Annotated in this window: 19 protein-coding genes and 1 pseudogene; 8 read left to right on the top strand and 12 right to left on the bottom strand. The window is 59.5% G+C overall.

Annotated features, from left to right (window positions below):
- Positions 1–39 precede the first annotated feature (39 nt).
- Entirely contained in the window at positions 40–1,602 is a 1,563-nt protein-coding gene (gene hutH / locus WN982_RS33660) for a histidine ammonia-lyase (RefSeq protein ID WP_341316335.1), read from the bottom strand.
- A gap of 1,012 nt (positions 1,603–2,614) precedes the next feature.
- On the bottom strand, positions 2,615–3,541 hold the full coding sequence (locus WN982_RS33655; RefSeq protein WP_341316334.1) for an AraC family transcriptional regulator: 927 nt from the start codon (positions 3,539–3,541) through the stop codon (positions 2,615–2,617).
- 112 nt (positions 3,542–3,653) lie between these two features.
- Here WN982_RS33655 and WN982_RS33650 point away from each other — a divergent pair, with 112 nt between their 5' ends.
- Both WN982_RS33650 and WN982_RS33645 read left to right on the top strand, forming a co-directional pair.
- Positions 3,654–4,019, top strand: a complete 366-nt coding sequence (locus WN982_RS33650) for a nuclear transport factor 2 family protein (protein ID WP_341316333.1) — start codon at positions 3,654–3,656, stop codon at positions 4,017–4,019.
- 9 nt (positions 4,020–4,028) lie between these two features.
- Complete coding sequence (locus WN982_RS33645) at positions 4,029–4,943, top strand: alpha/beta hydrolase (RefSeq protein ID WP_341316332.1); 915 nt, start codon at positions 4,029–4,031, stop codon at positions 4,941–4,943.
- 110 nt (positions 4,944–5,053) lie between these two features.
- Here the strand turns inward: WN982_RS33645 and WN982_RS33640 are convergent, their stop codons facing one another.
- Positions 5,054–5,527: a YbhB/YbcL family Raf kinase inhibitor-like protein gene (locus WN982_RS33640; protein WP_341316331.1), complete on the bottom strand. Its 474-nt coding sequence runs from the start codon at positions 5,525–5,527 to the stop codon at positions 5,054–5,056.
- On the opposite strand from WN982_RS33640, the gene WN982_RS33635 reads away from it, so the two are divergent.
- A complete protein-coding gene (locus WN982_RS33635; RefSeq protein WP_341316330.1) occupies positions 5,526–5,771 on the top strand; it encodes a hypothetical protein in 246 nt (81 codons plus the stop codon). The genes WN982_RS33640 and WN982_RS33635 overlap by 2 nt on opposite strands.
- A gap of 180 nt (positions 5,772–5,951) precedes the next feature.
- Here WN982_RS33635 and WN982_RS33630 read toward each other — a convergent pair whose 3' ends face one another.
- Positions 5,952–6,110 carry a hypothetical protein gene (locus tag WN982_RS33630; RefSeq protein WP_341316329.1) on the bottom strand — a complete coding sequence of 53 codons (159 nt, stop codon included), beginning with the start codon at positions 6,108–6,110 and terminating at the stop codon, positions 5,952–5,954.
- A 725-nt stretch (positions 6,111–6,835) separates the two neighbouring features.
- Here WN982_RS33630 and WN982_RS33625 point away from each other — a divergent pair.
- The 3 genes from WN982_RS33625 to WN982_RS33615 all read left to right on the top strand — a co-directional run bounded on the left by WN982_RS33625 (position 6,836) and on the right by WN982_RS33615 (position 10,758).
- Positions 6,836–8,101: a leucine-rich repeat domain-containing protein gene (locus tag WN982_RS33625; protein WP_341316328.1), complete on the top strand. Its 1,266-nt coding sequence runs from the start codon at positions 6,836–6,838 to the stop codon at positions 8,099–8,101.
- 459 nt (positions 8,102–8,560) lie between these two features.
- Positions 8,561–9,799, top strand: coding sequence for an EAL domain-containing protein (locus tag WN982_RS33620; RefSeq protein WP_341316327.1), 1,239 nt, complete (start codon positions 8,561–8,563; stop codon positions 9,797–9,799).
- A 98-nt stretch (positions 9,800–9,897) separates the two neighbouring features.
- Positions 9,898–10,758 (top strand): class I SAM-dependent methyltransferase, encoded by an 861-nt coding sequence (locus WN982_RS33615; protein WP_341316326.1) that lies wholly within the window; start codon positions 9,898–9,900, stop codon positions 10,756–10,758.
- A gap of 60 nt (positions 10,759–10,818) precedes the next feature.
- On the opposite strand, the gene WN982_RS33610 is transcribed toward WN982_RS33615, so the two are convergent.
- From WN982_RS33610 to WN982_RS33600, 3 genes are all read right to left on the bottom strand, one after another.
- The gene (locus tag WN982_RS33610; protein WP_341319501.1) at positions 10,819–11,238 is read right to left on the bottom strand and encodes a DUF1801 domain-containing protein; all 420 of its coding nucleotides are present in this window, start codon (positions 11,236–11,238) and stop codon (positions 10,819–10,821) included.
- 251 nt (positions 11,239–11,489) lie between these two features.
- Positions 11,490–12,650: a porin gene (locus WN982_RS33605; RefSeq protein WP_341316325.1), complete on the bottom strand. Its 1,161-nt coding sequence runs from the start codon at positions 12,648–12,650 to the stop codon at positions 11,490–11,492.
- 470 nt (positions 12,651–13,120) lie between these two features.
- Positions 13,121–13,405, bottom strand: coding sequence for a LysR substrate-binding domain-containing protein (locus WN982_RS33600; protein ID WP_341316324.1), 285 nt, complete (start codon positions 13,403–13,405; stop codon positions 13,121–13,123).
- Between the two features lie 11 nt (positions 13,406–13,416).
- On the opposite strand from WN982_RS33600, the pseudogene WN982_RS33595 reads away from it, so the two are divergent.
- Positions 13,417–13,713: pseudogene (locus WN982_RS33595) on the top strand (transporter substrate-binding domain-containing protein); the annotation flags it as partial.
- An 81-nt stretch (positions 13,714–13,794) separates the two neighbouring features.
- Here the strand turns inward: WN982_RS33595 and WN982_RS33590 are convergent.
- Entirely contained in the window at positions 13,795–15,201 is a 1,407-nt protein-coding gene (locus WN982_RS33590; protein WP_341319500.1) for a GGDEF domain-containing protein, read from the bottom strand.
- Positions 15,202–15,496: 295 nt separating this feature from the next.
- Between WN982_RS33590 and WN982_RS33585 the strand changes: the two genes are divergently transcribed.
- Positions 15,497–16,234: a peptidylprolyl isomerase gene (locus tag WN982_RS33585; RefSeq protein WP_341316323.1), complete on the top strand. Its 738-nt coding sequence runs from the start codon at positions 15,497–15,499 to the stop codon at positions 16,232–16,234.
- A 280-nt stretch (positions 16,235–16,514) separates the two neighbouring features.
- Here the strand turns inward: WN982_RS33585 and WN982_RS33580 are convergent, their stop codons facing one another.
- The 4 genes from WN982_RS33580 to WN982_RS33565 all read right to left on the bottom strand — a co-directional run bounded on the left by WN982_RS33580 (position 16,515) and on the right by WN982_RS33565 (position 20,579).
- A complete protein-coding gene (locus WN982_RS33580) occupies positions 16,515–17,309 on the bottom strand; it encodes a thioredoxin family protein (protein ID WP_341316322.1) in 795 nt (264 codons plus the stop codon).
- 818 nt (positions 17,310–18,127) lie between these two features.
- Complete coding sequence (locus tag WN982_RS33575; RefSeq protein WP_341316321.1) at positions 18,128–18,976, bottom strand: SDR family oxidoreductase; 849 nt, start codon at positions 18,974–18,976, stop codon at positions 18,128–18,130.
- A gap of 72 nt (positions 18,977–19,048) precedes the next feature.
- On the bottom strand, positions 19,049–19,810 hold the full coding sequence (locus WN982_RS33570; protein ID WP_341316320.1) for an SDR family oxidoreductase: 762 nt from the start codon (positions 19,808–19,810) through the stop codon (positions 19,049–19,051).
- Positions 19,811–19,838: 28 nt separating this feature from the next.
- Positions 19,839–20,579 carry an SDR family oxidoreductase gene (locus WN982_RS33565; protein WP_341316319.1) on the bottom strand — a complete coding sequence of 247 codons (741 nt, stop codon included), beginning with the start codon at positions 20,577–20,579 and terminating at the stop codon, positions 19,839–19,841.
- Positions 20,580–20,836 lie beyond the last annotated feature (257 nt).

The raw sequence follows: 20,836 nt of genomic DNA, 5'->3' as shown, positions 1-20,836 counted from the left end.
GGATCGCCACACCCCGCGGCATTGCGGGCGCTACCGCCTTCAGCTGTGCAATGTGCCGGCGATGTTTTCCACGATGCTCAGCAAGTCGCCCTGTTCGACGAGCCGGTGGACTCCCATCATGTCCGGATAGAAAAAACGATCGTCTTCTGCAGTCGGGGCAATCTGTCGAATTCGCGCGTACACCGCCGCGGTTGCGGGTGATGCGTCGGCTGGATCGAAGAAGTCCAGCGCCTGGGCGGCGGTGAGCAGCTCGATCGCCAGCACGTGCTGCAACTTCTGCGAAGTTGCGTAGGCTTTTCGTGCCGCGTGATAGGCGAAGCTCACGGGGTCTTCCTGGTTGCCGCTTGTCGGCACGCTGTCGACGCTTGCTGGTTGAGCAAGGGTGCGCATCTCGCCCAGCAATCCGGCCGCCGTGTACTGAATGATCATGTAACCGCTGTTCAGCCCGGGATCCTTCGCGAGGAACGCGGGCAGTTCGCTGAAGTACGGGTTGACGAGACGGTCCGTCCTGCGCTCCGAGATCTTCGCGAGCGCGGTCATGGCGATGCAGAGGAGATCGCACGCGATGCCGACGAACGTACCGTCGAAGTTGGCACCGGATATCGCGGTACCATCCTCGCCGTCGGGATGGATGACAGGGTTGTCGCCGCACGACCCCACTTCATCGAGAATCGCGTCGTACGCGTCCCTGATCGCCCGCTTGGACGCCCCATGTACCTGAGCAATGCCGCGAAGGCTGTAGGCGTCCTGCAGTCGGTAATCGGCAAAGCGATCGCATAGCGCACTTCCGGCCAGCAGCCGCCGGATGTTGTCGGCCGTGTTCCTCTGATCGACATGTTTCTTGACGGAGTGATACCGGGCATCCAGTGAGCGCGTGGTTGCCTTGAGCGGCTGCAGGGACATCGATGCGGCAATGTCCGCAACCTTCGAAAGCTCGAGCGCGTTGTAAAGCGCCAGCATCCCGATCGCGGTTACTGACGTGGTGCCGTTGGTGAGCGCAAGCCCCTCCTTGCAGCGCAGGGAGTGCGGCTTCAGCCCCGCTCGCTCCAATGCTTCGGCGCCGCTCATGCGCTCACCGTGGCAGAAAGCTTCTCCTTCCCCGATCAGCACGAGCGCCATATGTGCCTCGGGCGCGAGATAACCGACCGATCCGTCGCCCGGCGCGAACGGCGTAATGTCGTTGTTCAGCAGCCCGGCGATTTGCTGGAGCAATTCGAGGCTTACGCCGGAATAACCCTTGCCCAGGCTGATCAGCATCATCAGGAGCGTAGCTCGGACAACTTCGCGAGGCAGCGGTTCGCCGACCGAGACGGCATGGGAGCGCACGATATTTCGCTGAAGCTGCTCGGCGTCGTTCGGGCTGATGACGCGTGTCGAATTTGCGCCAAAGCCAGACGTCACGCCATAGACAAGCCGGTTTTGGCTCAAAAAAAGATCGACCAGGCGGCGCGAATTCAACACGCGCTCGCGATAGACGGGGGAAAACTTTATCTGTGCGCCATGTCTGGCTACGGCAATGAATTGTTCGATCGAAATATCGGATTCTCCGAGCTGAACTTCGGATATCTTGCCTGGTCGAGATTCGATGTGCGCCAAACTCATTCTGAATTTCCTCTGTCGAATGCATGAAATGAAGTGGGTGGCAAAATCAGTTTTAAAGCGCGATGTTTGCCGGAGATCGTTGCAGGGTAGAGTAGCGTCGGCGGTGTTGGTGCACAAACGATTTGATTTGAATTCCGTGTTTAGTTTTACTAAAGTCGGATTTGTTGCGTCATGTTAAATTTGACTGTCTAAGGGATGATTTCTGTTTAATTCGAGAAAATGATTTTCTCGGATTTTTGGGGGTGCCAGAAAATCTCGATATTTCGATTTTTTGATCTATGTAAATGTTCTTTCTTGAATTCTTGTGTGGGCAGGGATATGCAGCCGCTTGCTTGACCAAAAGGACCGCGTCGTCAACGAAATGGCAGTCGTGAGAGTGGCTATTCCAGCGCGGCCCTAGGTGCCAGCCCTTTGCGCCGTTGCGACACAAAAGTTTCCCTAGGCTTAAGGACCGGCCGAAGACCTCATGGAAACAGGCGGAAATATGCTCTGGAAAAAATCGCCGGAGGCAAGCAACTCTCACCGTAGTAGGCACACGCAATCTTTGTTGACTGCTCGTTCGACGGTCCCGTCATCGGCCAAAGCGGGCGGTCGTCGCGACGCCGCATTGCCCACGAACGTCCGCTGCCGGGTAGTTCCGCCTCACGCAGTAGCCGGCCGATATCTGCCCTTCGGCAACGCTGGGTAGATCGTTGACACCCATTAGCGGGCCCGGTGTCAAGTGAGCGAACAATACCCTCGGCTACCTGAGCAGTCGGCACTGGGATACATTGGCAGCCAGTCGTGTCGCGACCATGACGGCGGATGTCGCCCGCAGCGGCGACAGCACGCGCGAGGCCTACACCCGACAAGTGAACAGCTATCTTGAAGCTCTAACGGTAATGGCTGTCGGCGAGAAGCATGAGACAAGGAGGGGATCAGTAAATATTCCGATCCCTGACAACCGTCATTTACGTGATCCTAGTGCGCCACGATGGCGTCGCTGATCTGCTAAATCTCGCAGCAAGTAGTCTTACATCCGCAACGGTCCCGCGCGATTCGACGCTTCGCGGCGGTACTGAATTGGCGAGACGCCGCGGGCAGACTTGAAGGCGCGGCTGAATGAGAACTCCGACCGATACCCGACACGCGATGCGATCTCAGTGAGTCGCAGACTGGTTTCCTGAAGCAACTGCGCGGCAACGCCCATTCGCCAGCGCGTCAGATAACTATGTGGTGGCTCCCCCACCGAGGCGCTGAAGTTACGGGCGAAAGCAGCCCGCGACAAACCGGCTTCCTGGGCGAGTTCTTCCAGTGTCCATGCACGTTCGGGTGCCTCATGCATGCGCGCGAGAGCCCGCGCCATGTGTGGCGACCGCACGGCCGAAAACCAGTCGTTGGCTGCGGGAAACGTAGCGTCTGCCCAATCGCGCATGAAGTAAATGAACAAAGACGAAAGCAGGTTGCGCACTACGATCTGGTTGCCGAAGTTAGGCGTCTCCACTTCGTTACGGAGCATGCGCAGGGTGTCGCTCAGCGGGGAACATCCCGGTTCTGTACCCGCGCGCAGCGACACGGCTTGCGGTAGCGCCCGCAAGGCGGGAAGTGCCAGTTGCAGATCCATGTTGAACTGACCACAGATCAGCGTGACGGCTTTGGGGTCACGATCGACGACGCCGTCGCGCCTGGCCAGGAACGCTTCCAACGGCATGGCTTTTCCTCGCGCCGAATGTACCACTTCGTGCGCGTCACCACGCGGAAACAGGACCAGTTCGCCAGCCCGCAATTCCATGCTTTCCGTGTCGGGTTGGCGCACGAAGGCGCGTCCTTCTGCCACGAAATGGAACACCACCGCGTCGCGAGGTTGTACGGCAAACCCCCACGGGCCTGCCACGCGTGTACGCACCAGCACCAGGCCGTTGGCGCGAACTGCTTTCAACCAACTGTTCAATGCGTCCATGACTGCATCTTGGGAAAATGAGACGAATTGCTATGTTATCGCGCCTCATGCGCATGGTTTATCTTCCGAAAGGTTGTTTCAATGATGGGGCGGACAAATCAGGAGCCAAGTCATGACAAGAGATCTCATCCAACACGCGATCGACACCATCTACGGTCAAGTCTTCAACCAGGGTCAAGCCGACCTGCTGCCAGGTCTCGTTTCCGGGCCATACATCCAACACAACCCGCTTTTCCCGAATGGGGTCGACGGAATCATGGGCTACATCAAGCAGGCGGGGCGCATACCTTGTGAGATCAAGCGCGTTGCCGTCGACGGCGATCTGGCTTTTGTACATGTGCGCTATCTGGACTGGGGCGGTCAGGAAACCGCAGGAGTCGACATCTTCCGCTTCGATGCCGACGGCAAGGTCGTCGAGCACTGGGACGTGCTGCAGCCAGTCCCAGCCTCTTCCAACAATGCCAACACAATGTTCTAGGAAGATCACATGCCTTCTTCATCACTCGGGCCGGTCAGTGACGCCGACCTCGTCGCAACGCTGCCTGGTTTCAAGAACGTTTACGCCGAAGTCAACGGTATCCGCCTGCACTATGTGGAAGGTGGCACCGGCGAACCGTTGATTCTGTTGCCGAGCTGGCCGCAGACCTGGTGGCAGTTCAGGCGAGTATTGCCGCGGCTCGCGGAACGCTATCGCGTGTTTGCCGTCGATTTTCGCGGCATGGGCGGCTCGGACAAACCCGCCGGCGGCTACGACAAGAAGACGATGGCGTCCGACATCCACGCCCTCGTATTCCAGCTTGGCCTACGTGCGGTGAATATCGTCGGCAACGATGTCGGCGCGATGGTGGCCTACAGTTTTGCCGCCAATTACCCAGAGGCGACGCGTAAGCTGGTGATGATGGACACGCCGCATCCCTTCGCGGTATTCGAGCAGATCCCACTGCTTCCGGCGCCGGGCACCTACGATCTGGAGAATCCGGCGCGTGCGGTACACCCGTGGTGGTTTGCTTTCAACCAGATTCCCGGGCTGTCAGAACGAGTGTTCGCGGGCCGCTATGGCATCGTGCAGGATTGGCTGTTCGACTACCTGGCAGCCGATAAGACAGTAATCACCGCGCACGACCGCGCCGTCTATACGGCAGCTTACGACAGCCCGGATGCGCTGCGCGCAGCCAACAGCTGGTTTTCCTCCTTTGCAACTGACATCGCTGATGCTGGCGGCTATGCGCCGCTGACTATCCCGGTGCTCGGGCTAGGCGGCATCAGCTACGACTTCCTCGCCGCTTTCCTTGGCACGGCTGCCCCTGACGCGACAGTGTTAAGGCTACCCAATACTGGGCACTGGATTCCAGATGAGCAACCGGAAGAAACAGTGCGGCATCTCAACAAATTCTTCGGATAACGGGTCCGAGAGGAACTGAGCGGATGGCAGCATACAAGGATGGTTTTTCCGTCGTAGGAAGTCGCAGGATTTATTCGTCTTCAATCCCAATCCATACAACAACGCATCGCTCATCGCTTCTGATAGGTGCCGATCAGTTCCGCGTGCATTAGTACGTGCCCCTGCATAGCCTTTTCAAGCGCCGCCTTACTCGGACCCTTCAAATCAGGCAGTACGGTGTCGAGCGCATATAGCTTGTGGAAATAGCGGTGGCGTCCGACGGGCGGACACGGGCCGCCGTAAGCGGCACGCTTGAAGTCATTGGTGCCTTCGAGCGTACCGCCCGGCAAAGCCTGCGCAGCAGCGCCATCGGGCAGGCGGGTTGCCGTCGGCGGGATGTTGTAGAGCACCCAATGTACCCAGGTCATTTTTGGCGCGGCCGGGTCCGGCGCGTCAGGGTCGTCGACTATCAGCACCAGGCTTTTTGTGTTCGCGGGCACGCCGGACCACGCGAGCGGCGGCGATACGTCGGCGCCCTGGCAGGTATGCTGCGCGGGAATCTCGCCGTTCTGCCGGAAGGCTTGTGAGGTTAGGGTCAGGGTCATGATGCGCTCCTCGGCGGCAACGGTGGATGACAGCCCCGGTGTGAAGATCAACAAGACGAGCGAGAGTGTCGAGAAGGAACGCGAGGTCCGTGCCCAGGCCACTCTTTCAAAGCGTTTGAGGCGGGTGTCGGGCACGTTGAAGCCTCTCATCTTCACGCTCCGTACTCTGCTCGTGACGGGGCCGGTGATTGGTGCGCGCCCTGCTCGAATCGCGACCGAAATCGAAGTGCGGCTCATATCGTGACATAAGTGCCACCCCAGCAAAGATGGCTGTGAACGATGATGATTGTCGCGCGCGGGTCGCGGAAGTGCGACAAGGAGGAAGGGTATCACCGCTGTGAAAACCACGGCCGCTGATCGCGAGCTGCGACATATCGCACGAAGCCCCGCTGGATTGCGGGGCATTTCATTTTGCAATGCCGCATCAATGTTTGTGTCGGTGCAGCCAACCCATATGGTGCGAGTCAAGCCACTGGGCCATTCCCTCTGCGGGGTGATCGCGCCTGTAACGTTGCGCCACCATGAACCCGGCGACCAGGAAGACCGCCAAGCCAACAACGAAGTAGATCATAGACTGGGTCATGGCAGCCTCCTTATTAGGTCGCGACCATGGTTATATTGTAGGTCAGCGGTTACCGAAGTGGCGTGCGGTCCGAGCGCACGATTTCACCGCGCGCATCAACACGCGAGCTCGAGCCGACGCGGCGCGATGGAGTGTGCCATTCACGAATGGTTACAAGACGAAGCGATGCCGAGCGCCGAGAGCACAGCCTTGGAGATCAGCCCATAGGGCGGGATTATCGAAGATGTCGCTACTCCGCGCGTCCGGCGACCAAGCGTCAAATTCGTCAAAAGCGTGTCAATCGGTACCAGAAAGCAATCGATGAAATACATTGCCGGCACATTTTCGAATCGACGTCAACGAAGTAGCACGTTGAAAGGACGGCAATTTTTGGACGAAAACTTTCCGTGCCTTACAGGTGGCTGAGATGGAGGGGGAACGCTCGCGGATAACCTCAAGGGAAACTCGCATATGCAAACGGTTGGAAGCCTGGTGTCGACTACGGCTTAAGGTAACGAAAGTACAGGCGGTTTTTCGTCCTTCCTGACGACTTCATCAGGAAGGGTGGCCGCCGAACTCGCCTGTCAGCGGACGTTCACTGATATCATTTTGCCGCTGCGAACGGCAGTACTGGCCGGGCTTCGTCTCGACGTGTTGTATGGTCGGAGCGCGGTCTCACTTGATGGAAAATCACAGCATCGCTCTTCGTGTATAAAGGAGGCAATCCTGGACAAGCGGAGTCTGTCGTGGCCGAAACCCCACCCCCAAGCACAAAGCCAGCTAAGGGAGGCTTGCGCACATCCGTCTGGCGTCGTGCCGGACCATGGGCCATTGGTGGCGGCATCGCACTTCTGCTCGGAATCTCGTTTCTCGTCTTGAACCCTTTGCGGGAAAACCGGGATGAACGGGCGCTGACCGACCTGGGATTTTTCAGGGGCGCCTGCAATGACAGTAACGGTCCAGCTATCACATCTGAGTCGGGATGCCTGGCATTGCGGGCAAAGCCGGCGTTAAGCGCGTCTCAGGTTGCCGCCGCGTTGCCATACCTAAGAAAGCTCCACCTAAGGCTTGAGCTGAGTCTGGCAGGCACCGAGGTCGATAACATCGAGTTGCTGAACGGACTGGATGGTCTGGAATCTCTGGACCTCTCGGGCACACGCATATGGAACATCGACGCGCTCAAGGGAGTGCATTCCCTGAAAAAGCTTGTGATCCACCGCACCGAAGTCGAGAACATCGATGCGCTAAAAGGCCTGACCGGTCTGCAATCGCTCAGTCTGTGGGACACCCGGGTCTCGAACCTCGATGCGCTGAAGGACTTGACTGACCTGAGGCAACTCGATCTCCGGGACACGCAGGTTCGGGATCTAGATGCGCTTGAAAAATTGCCTCACCTGGAAACACTCAAACTGGGTGGCGCCAGAAATGTCCGGAACATCGAGCCACTCAGCCAGTTGACCACCTTGAAAACGCTCGATCTCAACGAGACCCAGGTCGAGAGCATCGATGCGTTGAAGAAGTTGCACGATCTGCAAGCGCTCTATCTCGCGAACACTCCAGTCTGGAACATCGATTCGCTAACGGGAATGTCCTCCCTGAAAATACTCGTGCTCGACGGCTCCAAAGTCGAGAACGTCGATGCGACTCAGGGATTGCTCCAGTTGGAAACACTCGTTCTTGCGCGCACACAAGTTACGAATATCGATGCGTTGAAGAGCCTGACGGGCATGCGAAGGCTTAATCTTGCCGACACCAGGGTCGAGAATATCGATGTGCTGAGAAGCCTGACGGGCCTTCAAATGCTCAATCTCTTCCGTACAAGGGTTAGGAACGTCGATGCGCTGAAGGGCTTGACCGGTCTGCAAGAGCTTTACCTCGCAAATACCCCGGTTCAGGACATTGATGTACTGAAAGGCCTGACTGGTCTGCGAGAGCTCGTTCTCTATGGCACCAGAGCCACGAACATCGCGGAGATCAAAGCGGCCCTACCAAACACTCGAGTTGTTTGGTGACCATCCGTTTGCGCCGCTCTCGCACCTACGCGATCTCTCATTTAGCTCGATATTGACGGCGCCACATAGGCACCGCACGGAACGCGGTACGGTCATTTTGTCTCCAGGCTGTGCGCCAGAAGTATACGTTGCCAGGCGCTGATTCTGACGGCTCGTGCGCGGTGGAAAAACCGATTTCGGAATATGATGCAAACATTTATGTGCACCCGTAGCGTATTTTCTGTTTCCCGGGTGGTTATAGCGATGTCCCGCGGACATTATCAGGAACGGAAACGGGAACAAGCGTCGTATAGCGGTTTCCTTGCCGGCTATTACATGCCTTTCTGGTCAGCGGGTTGCCATACTAACTTTGATAATGTGCCGACCAGGTTTGGGCATCAATCCTCTCTTGCAGGCCGGCGAAGGGTGGCGGAAACGCGTCGTCCCATCTATTGAAAAACTTTCCAGCGGGAGCCAATCGTGATCAGCGTACCAGTCGAGGCCACAGCGCCGGGCGATACGGCTGTGTTTGTGGCGCGTCAGCCGATCATGGATCGGGCCGGTCGCGTTGTCGCGTACGAACTTCTGTTCAGGGATGGACCCACCGGGGTCGCCCGGATCGACGACGACCTGCGCTGTACGACAGCGGTGGTGGAGCGCGCAGTGGCCTCGATCGGTCTCGAGCGGCTTGTCGGGAGCAAGGCCGCCTTCCTTAACTGCCCACATGATTTTCTGTTCTCGGACTACCCCGATGTGCTGCCGGCGTCGCGTTTCGTTCTGGAGATCCTGGAGTCGGTCGAACCGAGTTCGGTCCTCTCGCGACGATGCAGCGAGTTGCGAGGCGCGGGCTTCCAGATAGCGCTGGACGACGTCAGGACCATGACTGACGATATCCGGCGGTTTCTTCCATCCGTCGACATCGTCAAGATCGACTGGCCGTTCGTGGAGCGCGCCGAGTTACCGGAGCTGGTCAGCCAGTTCAAACGGGCGGGAAAGGTCGTGCTCGCTGAGAAGGTTGAGTACGCAGAGGATGCGGAGCTTGCACGGCAACTGGGTTGTGATTTGCTGCAGGGCTATTATTTCGCGAAGCCGCAGATTCTTTCCGGTAAGCGCTCGATGCCCCCCGTGAGGGCCATCCTTCAAGTGTTCGACCTTGTCGGCAGCGATGCCCCCCTGGGTAGTATTGCCCGGGCGCTGAAAGAGACACCCATGCTGGTAGCCCAACTGTTGCGGCTCGCAAACAGCAGTGAACAGCCTAACGGCAAAACGGAGCCCATTTCATCGCTGAAGCAGGCCCTTTCGATAGCCGGCAGCCGCAGGCTGCTGCATTGGTGCGGACTTCTGCTTTACGCTAACCGGGACGGGCTTCCGGTCGAGGAGGATCCGCTCGCATTGCTCGCACAGCGACGGGCACATTTCATGGAACAGGCGATCGACGCGATGGCGGACGGACCGCCTTTGCTGGTGGCCACGGCGTATCTTACGGGCATGCTGTCGCTTCTACATGTTGCTTGTCACATGGAGCTTCGCGCCTTTGTCGATGAGTTACCCGTTTCTGATTCCATCCGCGAGGCCATCCTGAACGGCGGCGGCGTACTCGGCGAGTTGCTGTCGATTGCCGCGCTGCTTGAACGGGGCGATGCGGATGCGGCGACTTTGAGGCTTCAACGGCTGGTGGTCTCTCCCGAAAAGCTTCAGAAGATCATCGAGTGTTATTGACGTGATTCGCCAAGGGACCGAAGCAACAACGCTTTCTTGCATCGCGTGGCACTAGTAGGTCAGCTTCAGGCGAAGATGAACAAACAGGATTGAAAGTCATGAACGACAAGCGAGATGTAGCGCCGGACAGCACCGCCGCGCGAGTCGCCTTGTGGCGCGCTCTGCATGTCGAGGCCGACGCCCCGCCGCATGTGCTGGAAGACGACATCGGCCTCAAGCTGCTGGCGCCGGACAAGGGCTGGCGCGGCCGCGGGGACATGGACCCGCAGTTCACTCGGCCATTTCGCGCCTCAATCGTGGCGCGTGCCCGCTTCATTGAGGACCTGGTCGTGGAACAGGCTGGCCGCGGGCTTGGTCAGTATGTCATCCTCGGCGCTGGCCTTGACAGCTTCGCCCAGCGGAGGCCGGAGATCGCGTCCCGCCTCAGGGTGTTCGAGATTGACAAGCCAGGTCCTCAGGCATGGAAGCGTCAGCGCCTGATCGAGCTCGGCTTCGGCGTCCCGGACTGGCTGCGCTTCGTGCCGGTCGATTTCGAGGCGGGAGGGAACTGGCGGGACGGGCTCGTGACTGCCGGCTTCGATGACAGCAAGCCGGCAATCGTGGTCTCCACGGGCGTCAGCATGTATCTCACCAGGGATGCGAACGCGGCCACGCTGCGCCAGGTCGCGGCTCTCGCCCCAGGATCGACGCTCGCCATGACGTTCCTGCTCCCGCTGGAGCTGGCGGACCCCGAGGTACGTCCCGGGCTTGAGATGGCGGAGAAGGGCGCGCGAGCAAGCGGGACACCGTTCCTCAGCTTCTTCACCCCGCCGGAGATCCTGGCGCTCGCTCACGAAGCTGGCTTTAGAGAAACACGGCACGTCTCGGCGGCCGATCTCACCCAGCGCTACTTCGTGGGCAGGACAGATGATCTGCGTCCGCCAAACAATGCGGAGGAACTGCTGGTAGCAAATACATAGCTGACCGCACACTTTCCGACCGACATGACCGCACGACACACGCGAGAAAAAGCTATAGCTTCATGTTTTTGTACTTTTGGGTACTTTCGCTCGAGTACCCGCAGGCGCATTCTTCTTCAATGTGCTCTGGTTGTAATCAATAGCGGCACGGACGAGATTTTTTAGAGCGCGCTCATTAATCTTGTCACCCTCGAAAAAATCGATCGCTCGTCTCGCGTTGCCTTCGAGGCCCGCGTTGAAGAGCTTGTCAGGATCTGGAAGGCTCGCCCCGTGGGCAAAGGTAAGCTTCACCTTTCCTTTGTGGGCGTTGGCGACCGCGATCATTCCGTCGCGAGACCACACCGGGCTTCCCATCCACTTCCATTCCTCGATTATCTCCCGGTCGGCCTCGAGGATGTTCTTGCGGATGCCGGCGAACGTTTTGCCACGCCAGTCTGTGATTTCTGCGATCAGCTGGTCAATACGTTCCGATGGATTCATTGGATCTTTTTGCATTGAATTCCGGTCTCGTTTCATGCGACCACAATGTGGTGCGGGCAGGCACCGTTTCGGCAGGGCCTAGATTACTACCGGGATATGTGTGGGGCAAGCAGCAGGAACGTGGAGCGGCACAATGATCCTCGTCACAGGCGTCTCCGGCCATGTGGGGCGCCGTTTGATGCGGTTGAACGGGACGTATGCCTGATAGGGCTCAGGCATACGTCATTGCCGGTCGCGTCATGCGAGGCCGGTCAGAACGCGTGACGCATGCCCACCGTGACCGCCACTTGCGTATTCGTCGACGACGGCGAAAGCGTGTTGATCATGGCATGCGAGAGCACGGAGTCTGCAGGCGCACCATGCACGTTCTGATAGACACCTTCAAGATAGAAGTCGGTGCGCTTGCTGAGCGCGTAATCGGTCTGGAGCATCGCCGTATTCCATCCCGGCGACGAGCCGTTATATGCGCCATGCGTGTAGGTGTACTCGCCCGACACGCTCAACGCCGGCGTGATCGCGTACTTCGCGTTCACTTCGTAGTTGTCGAGACGGAGTGAGCCGCCAAGGGTTCCAGCGGAAGAGTCGTTGGCACCGAGGTAAGTGCCGGTGCCGAAGGAGAACACGCCCGACGTGTTGTCTATCTGGGTATGGCTCCAGACCAATCCGACGGTTGCCGGCCCGAAGGTGTAGTTACCGCCAAGCGACCAGATACGCTGGCGTTGTGCAAGGAAGTTCGCGCTGGTATCGCCCTGGATAACGGCGCCGCCCCCGCTGCCTGCGTTGTTGAATTGCAGGTATCCGGCGGCAAGATTGACAGGACCCTCCGAGTACGAAACGCCGAAACCGTATGAGCGGTTGTTCGCGAAGCTGCCTGCCTTGTTGCTGAAGGCATACATCGTTTCGAAAGTGACGCCGTGGAAAGTCGGGCTCGCGTACTTGACCGTATTGTTGACAACGACCGAGTCCGCAGCAAGGTTGTCGTTTTCGAACGGATGCGCGGCCATGTTGCCGCCCCACGTGTTGGACCCTGCCGTGAGCGGTCCGACGAGGTCGTTCATCACGTCGAACTGGCGGCCGAACGTCAAGGTGCCGTATGGATCGCTTTGCAATCCGACCCAAGCCTGAGAGCCGAAGCCATCGCCGGAGAACGCCTGGGTGCCGTTATTCAGAAGGAATCCTTGCTCCAGCTTGAAGACCGCGTGCAAACCACCGCCGAGATCCTCCGAACCCTTGAGGCCGAAGACCGTGTTCTGTGTCGAGCTGGTCACTTCCTGCCAGTTGCTATGTCCGAGCTGATTGTTCGTGTAAACCAGGCCCGTATCGATGAGACCGTAGAGTGTCACGCTGCTTTGCGCGTGCGCCGAAATAGTCAAGGCTCCGGAGAGCGCGACCGCGAGTAAAGACTTCTTCATACCTGTTGGCTCCGTGATTTAGCGGGGATTGAGGGAATCAATTGCTCTATCCATCAGCGCCATAAACGAGCATGTAATGTTTTTGCAATCCTTTGCCGAGCGAATTGCGAAAACTTCAGAACTCGTTTGCTGATTATTGCGTGCAACGCAATTCCAATGGCCCCAATGGGGAGTGCCGGTCTACAGCATGGTTTTCAAATCGGCTAACTGGACGCGTTACAGCCAGTGCGGACGAAAACGAACGCTCCGATGATATGGCATCGAAAATAAATAGCGCGTTAAAAAATAAATTAAGGCGGCGGGGTACGAATCAGCTTGCACTGCGAATCAAACCGCCGCACGCAGCCCGCCAGCCATTGATGGAGGAAAAGTGTTGAACTGTTTCTTACGCCGGCACCCGCCTGGATGTTGATCGCGAAGTTGCCGGGATCCCTGTACGCAATCGACGCGACTCCGGAGTACCCGAGTACTTACGCTGCAACGCTAGCCTGCAACCACCTCAAAAGCGGTTTCAATTTCTCGCGATATTCGTTGCGCGGCGGATGCACCAGGTAGTACCCGGCGCCGGTCTCCACCACGCGAGTAAACGGCGTCACCAGTGACCCGCTTGTCAGATTCTCTTGGACCAGGTTCAGGTCGCCCAACGCGACCCCCAGGCCACGTGCCGCGGCGCTGAATGCCAGATCCAGCGTGTCGAAAACCTGCTCCCGATACGTATGCGCGGCAAGATTGCCTTCCTGCTGCAGCCACAGCATCCAGCCGCGCCGATCTGCCGGCGCGTCGTGAGTCGGTGAACTTCCTCGATTACATCACCACCGGCCCGCAGTTCTACACCGTGAAAGCGCGCGCTGGCGAGTTCGCCTCGATGGACGCGCTGTGCGGCAAGATGGTCGGCACGAGCCGCCGCACGTCGTTCCCGAACGATATCGCGAGCTGGAGCGGCGAGCACTGCGTGAAGGCCGGTAAGCCGGCGATCAAGGTCGTGGGCACGGACGGCTCGTCGGATGCGCGTATGCAATTGCGGCAGAACCGGATCGATGCGGCGGTGCAGGGCAGTGAAACGCAGTCATGCAGTAACGCTATGGCAGACCAATATTGGCTTGTTTCATATGTGAACAGGCCCTGGCTCTTTGGCGGGCGGCTGCTACACAGCAATCACACAGTTGCGTCCACAACGTTTCGCGTGGTAGAGCCGTTCGTCGGCGACACGCAGGATCGCATCGATCGTGTTGCCGTCCCTGCCGAATTGAGATATGCCGATACTGACCGTGACGGAGATACTGCGTCCGATCTCTCTGGCGAACAGAGTACTCGCGGTCGCCTGACGGACGCGCTCCCCAATCGCCAGTGCAGCGTCCAGGCCAGCTTTCGGCAGCAAGACCATGAACTCCTCCCCTCCGACCCGAGCAACGCCGTCGTATGGCCGGATCGCATCGAGGCAGGCCTGCACGAAGCCTTGCAGGACCGTGTCTCCGACCTGATGTCCATAGCAGTCGTTGATCCACTTGAAATTGTCCAGATCAAGCGACAGCAGCGAAAACGGCGCACCGTCCCGCTTCGCCCGGGCGATTTCTGCACCGACGCGCTCAATGAATTTGCGTCGATTGGCCGCACCGGTAAGCGGATCGGTCGAAGCCAGATGTTCCAGCGTCTGGTTGGTCCGCTGCAGTTCCTGTAGCGCGCTTTCGGTGCGCGCCATCGCCTCGGCGAGACGCCTCGTGAGTTCTTCCTGGCTGTAGATCGTGGCGAATGAACGTGTCGTGAGAAAAGCCTGCACCACACCGTAGCTCAGCAGGAAGAAGCCGCCTGCAAATATCGCGTGCGCGAGCCACCACATGTGATTCCACGGCTTTCCGAGAAGGAAAGCCAACGACGAGAGGGCGAACGATGACACCGAGATGGCGTAGATCAGCATCAGCGGAGAGCGGATCCGGCGCAACAGTAGGCAGGTAACGTTCAGCGTCGAAAAGACGAGCGCCGCGCTCTCCATCACCCGGACGGTGAAGATGCCGGCAAGGTCCGAATTCGCCAGAAGCGCAACCAGCACGTCCACGACGAGAAAGGTCATGACCCATGCCAGCCAGTACCGGGTGTCCACGCGCCTGTTGACGGGGTCTGCCGGCTTACTGTACGACAGCAGCCCGACCAGCAGCAAAACCGACATGGCCAGCCTCGATGCCGGTCCATAGAGCAGAAAGAGCCAGATGTTGTGATGGGCGAGCCCGGTGAAAGCGCCATGCAGCGCGTAAATCAACACGAACCCGAAGAAGCCCAGCGTCATCCAGCGCAGCAGCGGCTCACCCGAAGAACGGTAACACCGCCACGTCACATAGGTGACAAAGAGGCCCTCCAGGGTCGCCGCGGCAATTGCAATTTCGTGGAATGCGTGATTTTCAAAGCGGAGAGCGGCATCCTGAAAGAAGAACAGATATCCGATGAGATAGGCGGGAACAAGGGCGAAACCCACAAGTAGCAGACGCGCATAGATCTGCGTGGCGAGCCGGACGACCGGGTGCGGTTCGTTTACCTGGGTACGTTCACTCGCGCTCATGGCCCGTTTCCCCCATGTTGTCCGTTCGTTCTTTCGCTGACGGTATACCGGCGTGGCTGCGATGGGCGCTTGCATGCCCGGCGCACTGTTTGCTCCACCACACGACCGCCTGCCACGGCCCCGGCCTGATGCCGCCGAGTGTATCGGGGCGCCTTTTCGACTCGACCGTGGTCGCCTCAGTTCTACCAAAAAAAAAAGGCATCGATACCTATCATGTTTGATAGCTGCCTGCTGTGTCACGGATCTGTAAAGTTGCCCATGTGGCAGCGCACAACGCAGCCGTGAAGGACGAACAATGAAATGCGTAATCCGCTTTTCGACAGCGCTGTTATCTGCCTTCGTCGCCAGCGTGTGCCCGTTCGCGGCTACGGCGGCAGGCGTTGCATCGGCACCAGCCGCAGACGCGATCCAACCACCTCATTCCGCCGTCGTTGCATCCGTGAACGGCAGGTACATTACGCAGTCGGACCTCGACAACGCCGTCGCCGAGTCCAGAGAACGCGACACGGTCGTGTTACGCCGTACGCTTAAACACCGACTCATCGCACTGGAATTGTTGCGGCAGGCTGCCGGGAAACGGCACTACGCCACTACCGGCCTGATCGCGCAGCACACGCCGCAAGCGGTCCAAACCATCGCGGCAATTCGGCTGTACGTGCGTGACGCGGTACGTCCCGAGCCGGTGACGGATGCCGACGTCAGGGCGCGCTACTGGCGGATCGTCAGTAGCCTGCCTGCGATGACACAAGGACCAGCCATTCCTGCACCGGCTGCCGGTCCTGCTGCGACGGATATGCCGCATCCGATCACCGCATCGGTGACTGGATTTTTCGCGGACGGCGTGCCTGTGACATCGGTCACGGTCGGCGGCGGAAACGGACTGTTCGCGCTTGATGCGATAACGTCGGTGCAGATTCCCAGCTTCGGCGCATTGCAGGACAGCATCCGGCAGCAACTGGAAACGGAGCGATTGAATGAAGCAATTCGCGCCGTCGTCGAAAATCTCATGGAGCAGGCCCGCATCAATGAATGAGGGTTCTCCGCCGCATAGCCCAGTCAGGGCACATCAGGAAACGCGCACCGGCAACACCTACGCAATGGCTGCCGCCGCATCGTACGCCATGGCGGTAAACATCGATTCGCGCGACGATGAAACGGCGATATCTTGTGACCGGGCTGCCGCGTTCTCAGGCGCGGTGGCCGCCCTCGGATTCTGCCGGTCCTCTCAACCAGCAGAATTCCTTAAGCCAAGGCTTCACCGCCTTGGCTTTTTTGTGGGTGGATTCAGGAGCCAGCGCAATACACGACTCAATTCATGGCTTCGTGCTCGTGTCCTGGTTCCGGAACGCCGCCTCTCCGGCATCCGACACCTCGACCCACTTCTTGTCGGGCGCTGCGTCCGCGACGTAGCTGTCGTGCCAGTTCCACCACTTGTAGGTCGGGGTCTGCGGGTAGCCCTCGGGCGAGTCCTCCCAGACCTCCTGCCGGCCCAGCGGCGTGATGTCGAGGTAGTTCCAGGTGCCCCCCATCTGCTCGTCGCCGCGGTTGTTGATGAAGTAGGTGCGGAACACGCGGTCGCCGTCGCGGTAGAACACGTTCGTGCCGTGCCACTCGTCTACGCCGAAATCGGCGTCGAAGCTGTCCGTGAGCGTGAACCACGGTATCTCCCAGCCCATCCGCGCCTTCAGCCGCGCGATGTCCGCCTGAGGCGCACGCGAAACGAAGACGAGGGTGGTGTCACGGGCGTTCAGGTGGGCGACGTGGGCGACCTGGTCGGCCACCATGGAGCAGCCCCGGCAGGCGTGGTCGGGCCAGCCGAACACGCCCGGCTCAAAGAAGGCGCGGTAGACGATCAACTGACGCCGACCGTCGAACAGGTCGAGCAGGCTGGCCTTACCCGCAGGCCCCTCGAACACATACGCCGTCTCCACGGCCATCCACGGCATTCGCCGGCGCTCGGCGGCCAGGGCGTCACGGGCGCGAGTCTGGGCCTTTTCCTTCACGAGCAGCTGCTCGCGGGCCGCCTCCCACGCCTGCGGCGACACGACCGGTGGTGTTTGCATGGCAGGCTGCCCGCCTTTCCGTCCATTCTCGGTTGATGTAGTCATGGCTTTTGCAATCTCCTGGTTTGGGTGAATTCCCGCGCCGTGTGGCTGAAGCGCGATTCCATTCGCTGCTCATCGCTCGTTGTTGGGTGTGAGATAGCTTGGCACCGGAAATCGAACGCTGGGAGTAACAAGTGTGGCGGTATTCCGATGGAGTCGCTGACTACAGCCGCGGCGCGTGGGCTCGAAGCGGATGATCCCCACGGCGCCCTGAACCGCGCGGCGTTGCGCGACGATGCTCCTGCGCTCGCGCTTCGAGGTTTCGCGATGGGTCCAGCACGGCCGCTTTCCGGAACGCGCTCAAATTAGCGCGAGGTCCGCGTTGGGTCGTGGACGTGAGTTCGGCTGAGGGCGCGCGAATTTTCGTTTGGGGGCGATTTCTGCCGATGGCACACAGGCACAAACCGGCCAGGAAGGGACCGTCGTAGACGCTGCCGAGTACGACCGTTGGTAGGCTTATTGCGGTCGTTCGCGATGCTGCTGGCCATGACGCGAACGGGTAAGAGGGCTTTTTCATCGTCCGCTAATCCATCAAATAGCGCCACCGCACCATGCGTTCGTGCAGGTTGAGCATTTCGCCGTCCGCGACAAATCTGCCATCGCCTTGATGATGAATCAGGCGCCGCTCTGATCGGCTCTCGTCGATCACGATCGAAAGCCCATCGTCATCACGTTAGGCGTGCCGTCACCTGCGCGCGTCGTTAACATGACGATAGGGCACGATTCGAGCAGCCGGTAGGCCTTTTCGCTCGCCATTTCCCTGAACATTGGATTTCTCCGGCAAAGCAGCGCCCATTTCTGGGCGCCGCTCGGTTTTGAAGTTACTCGGCAAAATCCGTTGCTTCGGATGAGCCTTTCCACGCATCAAGGTCGCGTTGGACCGCCGCGGCTTTTTGCGCCGCCAGTTCGTTGGCAATCTTGCCGGCGAACAGGTGCAACGGTGGTTCGGCAACATTCACGGCCTGCATGATTAACATGGCCAGCTTGTCCGGATCACCGGCCTGATGACCGTGCAGCGTGCCCAGGTGCAGATCGAGCGACGCCTTGGCTTCGGTGTATTCATCAATCTGGCGTTTGGCCACCGCCAGCGCGCCGCTCGACAAAAACTCCGTGCGCACCGGCCCGGGGTACACCACCGTCGCCTTGATGCCGAACTCGGCCACCTCGGCTGCGAGCGATTCGGTCAGGCCGGCGAGCGCGAACTTGCTCGCCACATAGCTGCCCCAGCCGGCGTAGCCACCCTGGTAACCGACGATCGAGGCGATGTTGATGACATGCCCGCCACGCTGCTCGCGCAGATGAGGGAGCGCGTGTCGCAGTACAGTCAGCGGCGCGAACAGGTTGACTTCGAAGTTTTGCCGAAGTTCCTCGTCCGAGAGGGCTTCGACGGTTCCCTGTTGGGCGTATCCGGCGTTATTGACGATCACATCGATCTTGCCGAAGGTTCTGATGGTTTGCGCGATGGCCGAGCGCACGCTCTGGTCATTGGTCAGATCCACCTGCAACGGAAGAAACTGCCCGGAGGCCGGGCCGATTGCTTCGGTCAGCGACACCACGGTTCGCGAGGTCGCTGCGACGCGATCGCCACGCGCGATGAGTTGCCGCACGAGTCGTTGGCCGACGCCTTTCGATGCACCGGTGACGAACCAGATTTTCGCAGAATTGTTCATGATAATTTCCTTGATAAATAAGTACTGCAAATTTAAATGAGAGCAACGGCTCAAAAGAATGCGGCCAAGGCCTCACTTGAGTGCCACGCTCATGCCGCCATCTGCCATCACAACCGCGCCGACAATATAGCTAGCTTTCCCGGACGCCAGAAAGGCGATCACTTCAGCAATTTCCCGCGGGTCGGCCGCCCGTTTGATGGGCGCATTCTTGCCGTGTTCGGCAAGGAAGGCCGGGCCATCCTCGTGGATGTGGTTCGTGATGTTCGTTACCGCATCGCCGGACCCCACCGCATTGACACGAATGCCATGATCGATCGCCTCGAGCGACATGGCGCGCGTCAACTGGGCGAGCGCACCTTTGGACGCCGCATAGGCGGCGATAAGCGGAAACGCCTGATAGCACGCGTATGAACCCACGTTGACGATTGCACCGGTCTTCGCCGGCATCATCGCGCGCATTGCCTCGCGCGAGAACAGGAACGCACCGGTGGAATTGACCGCCTGAATGCCGTTCCATTCGTCGAGCGTCATCTCGACGACCGGCTTGTTAATGATGATCGCGGCGTTGTTGACCAGAATGTCCAGCTTGCCGAAGCGTTCCATCGCGGTGGATACGGCGCGCACCGCGCTTTCCTCATGCGCGACGTCCGCGATGAGCGGGACGATCCCCGGACGGGTCAATGCTTCGACGTTGGCGCCGCGCCCGACAGCAATCACGCTGGCGCCTTGCGCGTGTAGTAGCTCGGTGGTAGCAAGTCCGATGCCGCTTGCCGCACCGGTGACGATGGCGACCTTGCCGGCGAACGGCTGGTCGGCGGATGCATGTGAAGTCATGGTGAATTTTCCCTGGAGATGAGGATCGTTAGAAAGGGCTCGCCGTCGGGCGCACGACGATTTCGCTGACATCGACATCTGCCGGCTGCTCGATCGCATAGGCGATCGAGCACGCAATGGCGTCCGACGTCAGCGCGATGCGGCGGAAGTCGCGCATTGCTGCCCGCGCGGTGTCGTCGGAGATCGAGTCGGCCAACTCCGACTCCACGACGCCTGGGCAGATCACGGTCACGCGCACCTTGTCGGTTTCCTGCCGCAGGCCGTCCGAGATGGCGCGTACGGCGAACTTGGTAGCGCAGTACACGGCGGCCGTCGGCGAGACGGACAGGCCGCCGATCGAGGAAATATTGATGACCTGGCCAAACCCCTGGCACTCCATGGTCGGCAGGACCGCAGCGATTCCGTGCAGCACGCCACGGATGTTCACATCGATCATGCGATCCCATTCGTCCACTTTTATCGCGCTCAAGGGCGACAACGGCATCACGCCGGCGTTGTTGACGATCACGTCGATGCGGCCGAAGGTGTCCAGTGCGAACTGGGCGAAAGCGCTAACGCTGGTGGCGGAAGTGACGTCGAGTGCCTGATAACGAACCGAGCCACCGCTTGCCTGGATTTCTTCGGCCAGCGCCGCGAGTCGTTCCGTGCGCCGCGCGCCGATCACGAGCTGGTGCCCCTGGGCGGCAAGCAGCCGGACCGTCGCTTCGCCGATACCGCTGCTTGCCCCGGTGATGAGGATGACTTTGGGTTGGTTGGATTGCGTCGTCATGTTGCGTTCTCCGTTCCGATAATCTGTGCAGGTTTGTCTGAGGGAGAGGCTACGAAGTCTGCGCACGAAGCGGCAGGGCAATCGCGGCGGGGTCTCCCGGGCGCTTCGGCTGCACTGTCCAGCCGATGACCCATCTTATGAGCCGGGCACCTGCGCGCGAATACACGCGACAATCGCGGTATTGCCTATTCCTATTGAAGTGGATGCTGCCCGTCGATCGTATCCAGTAGAATTCCTCCACCAGATCCGGTGAAAGA

This window comes from Paraburkholderia sp. IMGN_8 (assembly GCF_038050405.1).
In the GTDB taxonomy this organism is placed as follows: Bacteria; Pseudomonadota; Gammaproteobacteria; order Burkholderiales; family Burkholderiaceae; genus Paraburkholderia.
Note: the sequence above shows the minus strand (reverse complement) of the source record. Positions and strands in the feature narration are given on the sequence as shown.

What these genes read in the sequence shown, in the direction of transcription:
- hutH (WP_341316335.1), bottom strand. Translation starts at nt 1,602, where the DNA reads ATGAGTTTGGCGCACATCGAATCTCGACCAGGCAAGATATCCGAAGTT.
- WN982_RS33655 (WP_341316334.1), bottom strand. Translation starts at nt 3,541, where the DNA reads ATGGACGCATTGAACAGTTGGTTGAAAGCAGTTCGCGCCAACGGCCTG.
- WN982_RS33650 (WP_341316333.1), top strand. Translation starts at nt 3,654, where the DNA reads ATGACAAGAGATCTCATCCAACACGCGATCGACACCATCTACGGTCAA.
- WN982_RS33645 (WP_341316332.1), top strand. Translation starts at nt 4,029, where the DNA reads ATGCCTTCTTCATCACTCGGGCCGGTCAGTGACGCCGACCTCGTCGCA.
- WN982_RS33635 (WP_341316330.1), top strand. Translation starts at nt 5,526, where the DNA reads ATGATGCGCTCCTCGGCGGCAACGGTGGATGACAGCCCCGGTGTGAAG.
- WN982_RS33640 (WP_341316331.1), bottom strand. Translation starts at nt 5,527, where the DNA reads ATGACCCTGACCCTAACCTCACAAGCCTTCCGGCAGAACGGCGAGATT.
- WN982_RS33630 (WP_341316329.1), bottom strand. Translation starts at nt 6,110, where the DNA reads ATGACCCAGTCTATGATCTACTTCGTTGTTGGCTTGGCGGTCTTCCTG.
- WN982_RS33615 (WP_341316326.1), top strand. Translation starts at nt 9,898, where the DNA reads ATGAACGACAAGCGAGATGTAGCGCCGGACAGCACCGCCGCGCGAGTC.
- WN982_RS33610 (WP_341319501.1), bottom strand. Translation starts at nt 11,238, where the DNA reads ATGAATCCATCGGAACGTATTGACCAGCTGATCGCAGAAATCACAGAC.
- WN982_RS33605 (WP_341316325.1), bottom strand. Translation starts at nt 12,650, where the DNA reads ATGAAGAAGTCTTTACTCGCGGTCGCGCTCTCCGGAGCCTTGACTATT.
- WN982_RS33600 (WP_341316324.1), bottom strand. Translation starts at nt 13,405, where the DNA reads ATGCTGTGGCTGCAGCAGGAAGGCAATCTTGCCGCGCATACGTATCGG.
- WN982_RS33590 (WP_341319500.1), bottom strand. Translation starts at nt 15,201, where the DNA reads ATGAGCGCGAGTGAACGTACCCAGGTAAACGAACCGCACCCGGTCGTC.
- WN982_RS33585 (WP_341316323.1), top strand. Translation starts at nt 15,497, where the DNA reads ATGAAATGCGTAATCCGCTTTTCGACAGCGCTGTTATCTGCCTTCGTC.
- WN982_RS33580 (WP_341316322.1), bottom strand. Translation starts at nt 17,309, where the DNA reads ATGACTACATCAACCGAGAATGGACGGAAAGGCGGGCAGCCTGCCATG.
- WN982_RS33575 (WP_341316321.1), bottom strand. Translation starts at nt 18,976, where the DNA reads ATGAACAATTCTGCGAAAATCTGGTTCGTCACCGGTGCATCGAAAGGC.
- WN982_RS33570 (WP_341316320.1), bottom strand. Translation starts at nt 19,810, where the DNA reads ATGACTTCACATGCATCCGCCGACCAGCCGTTCGCCGGCAAGGTCGCC.
- WN982_RS33565 (WP_341316319.1), bottom strand. Translation starts at nt 20,579, where the DNA reads ATGACGACGCAATCCAACCAACCCAAAGTCATCCTCATCACCGGGGCA.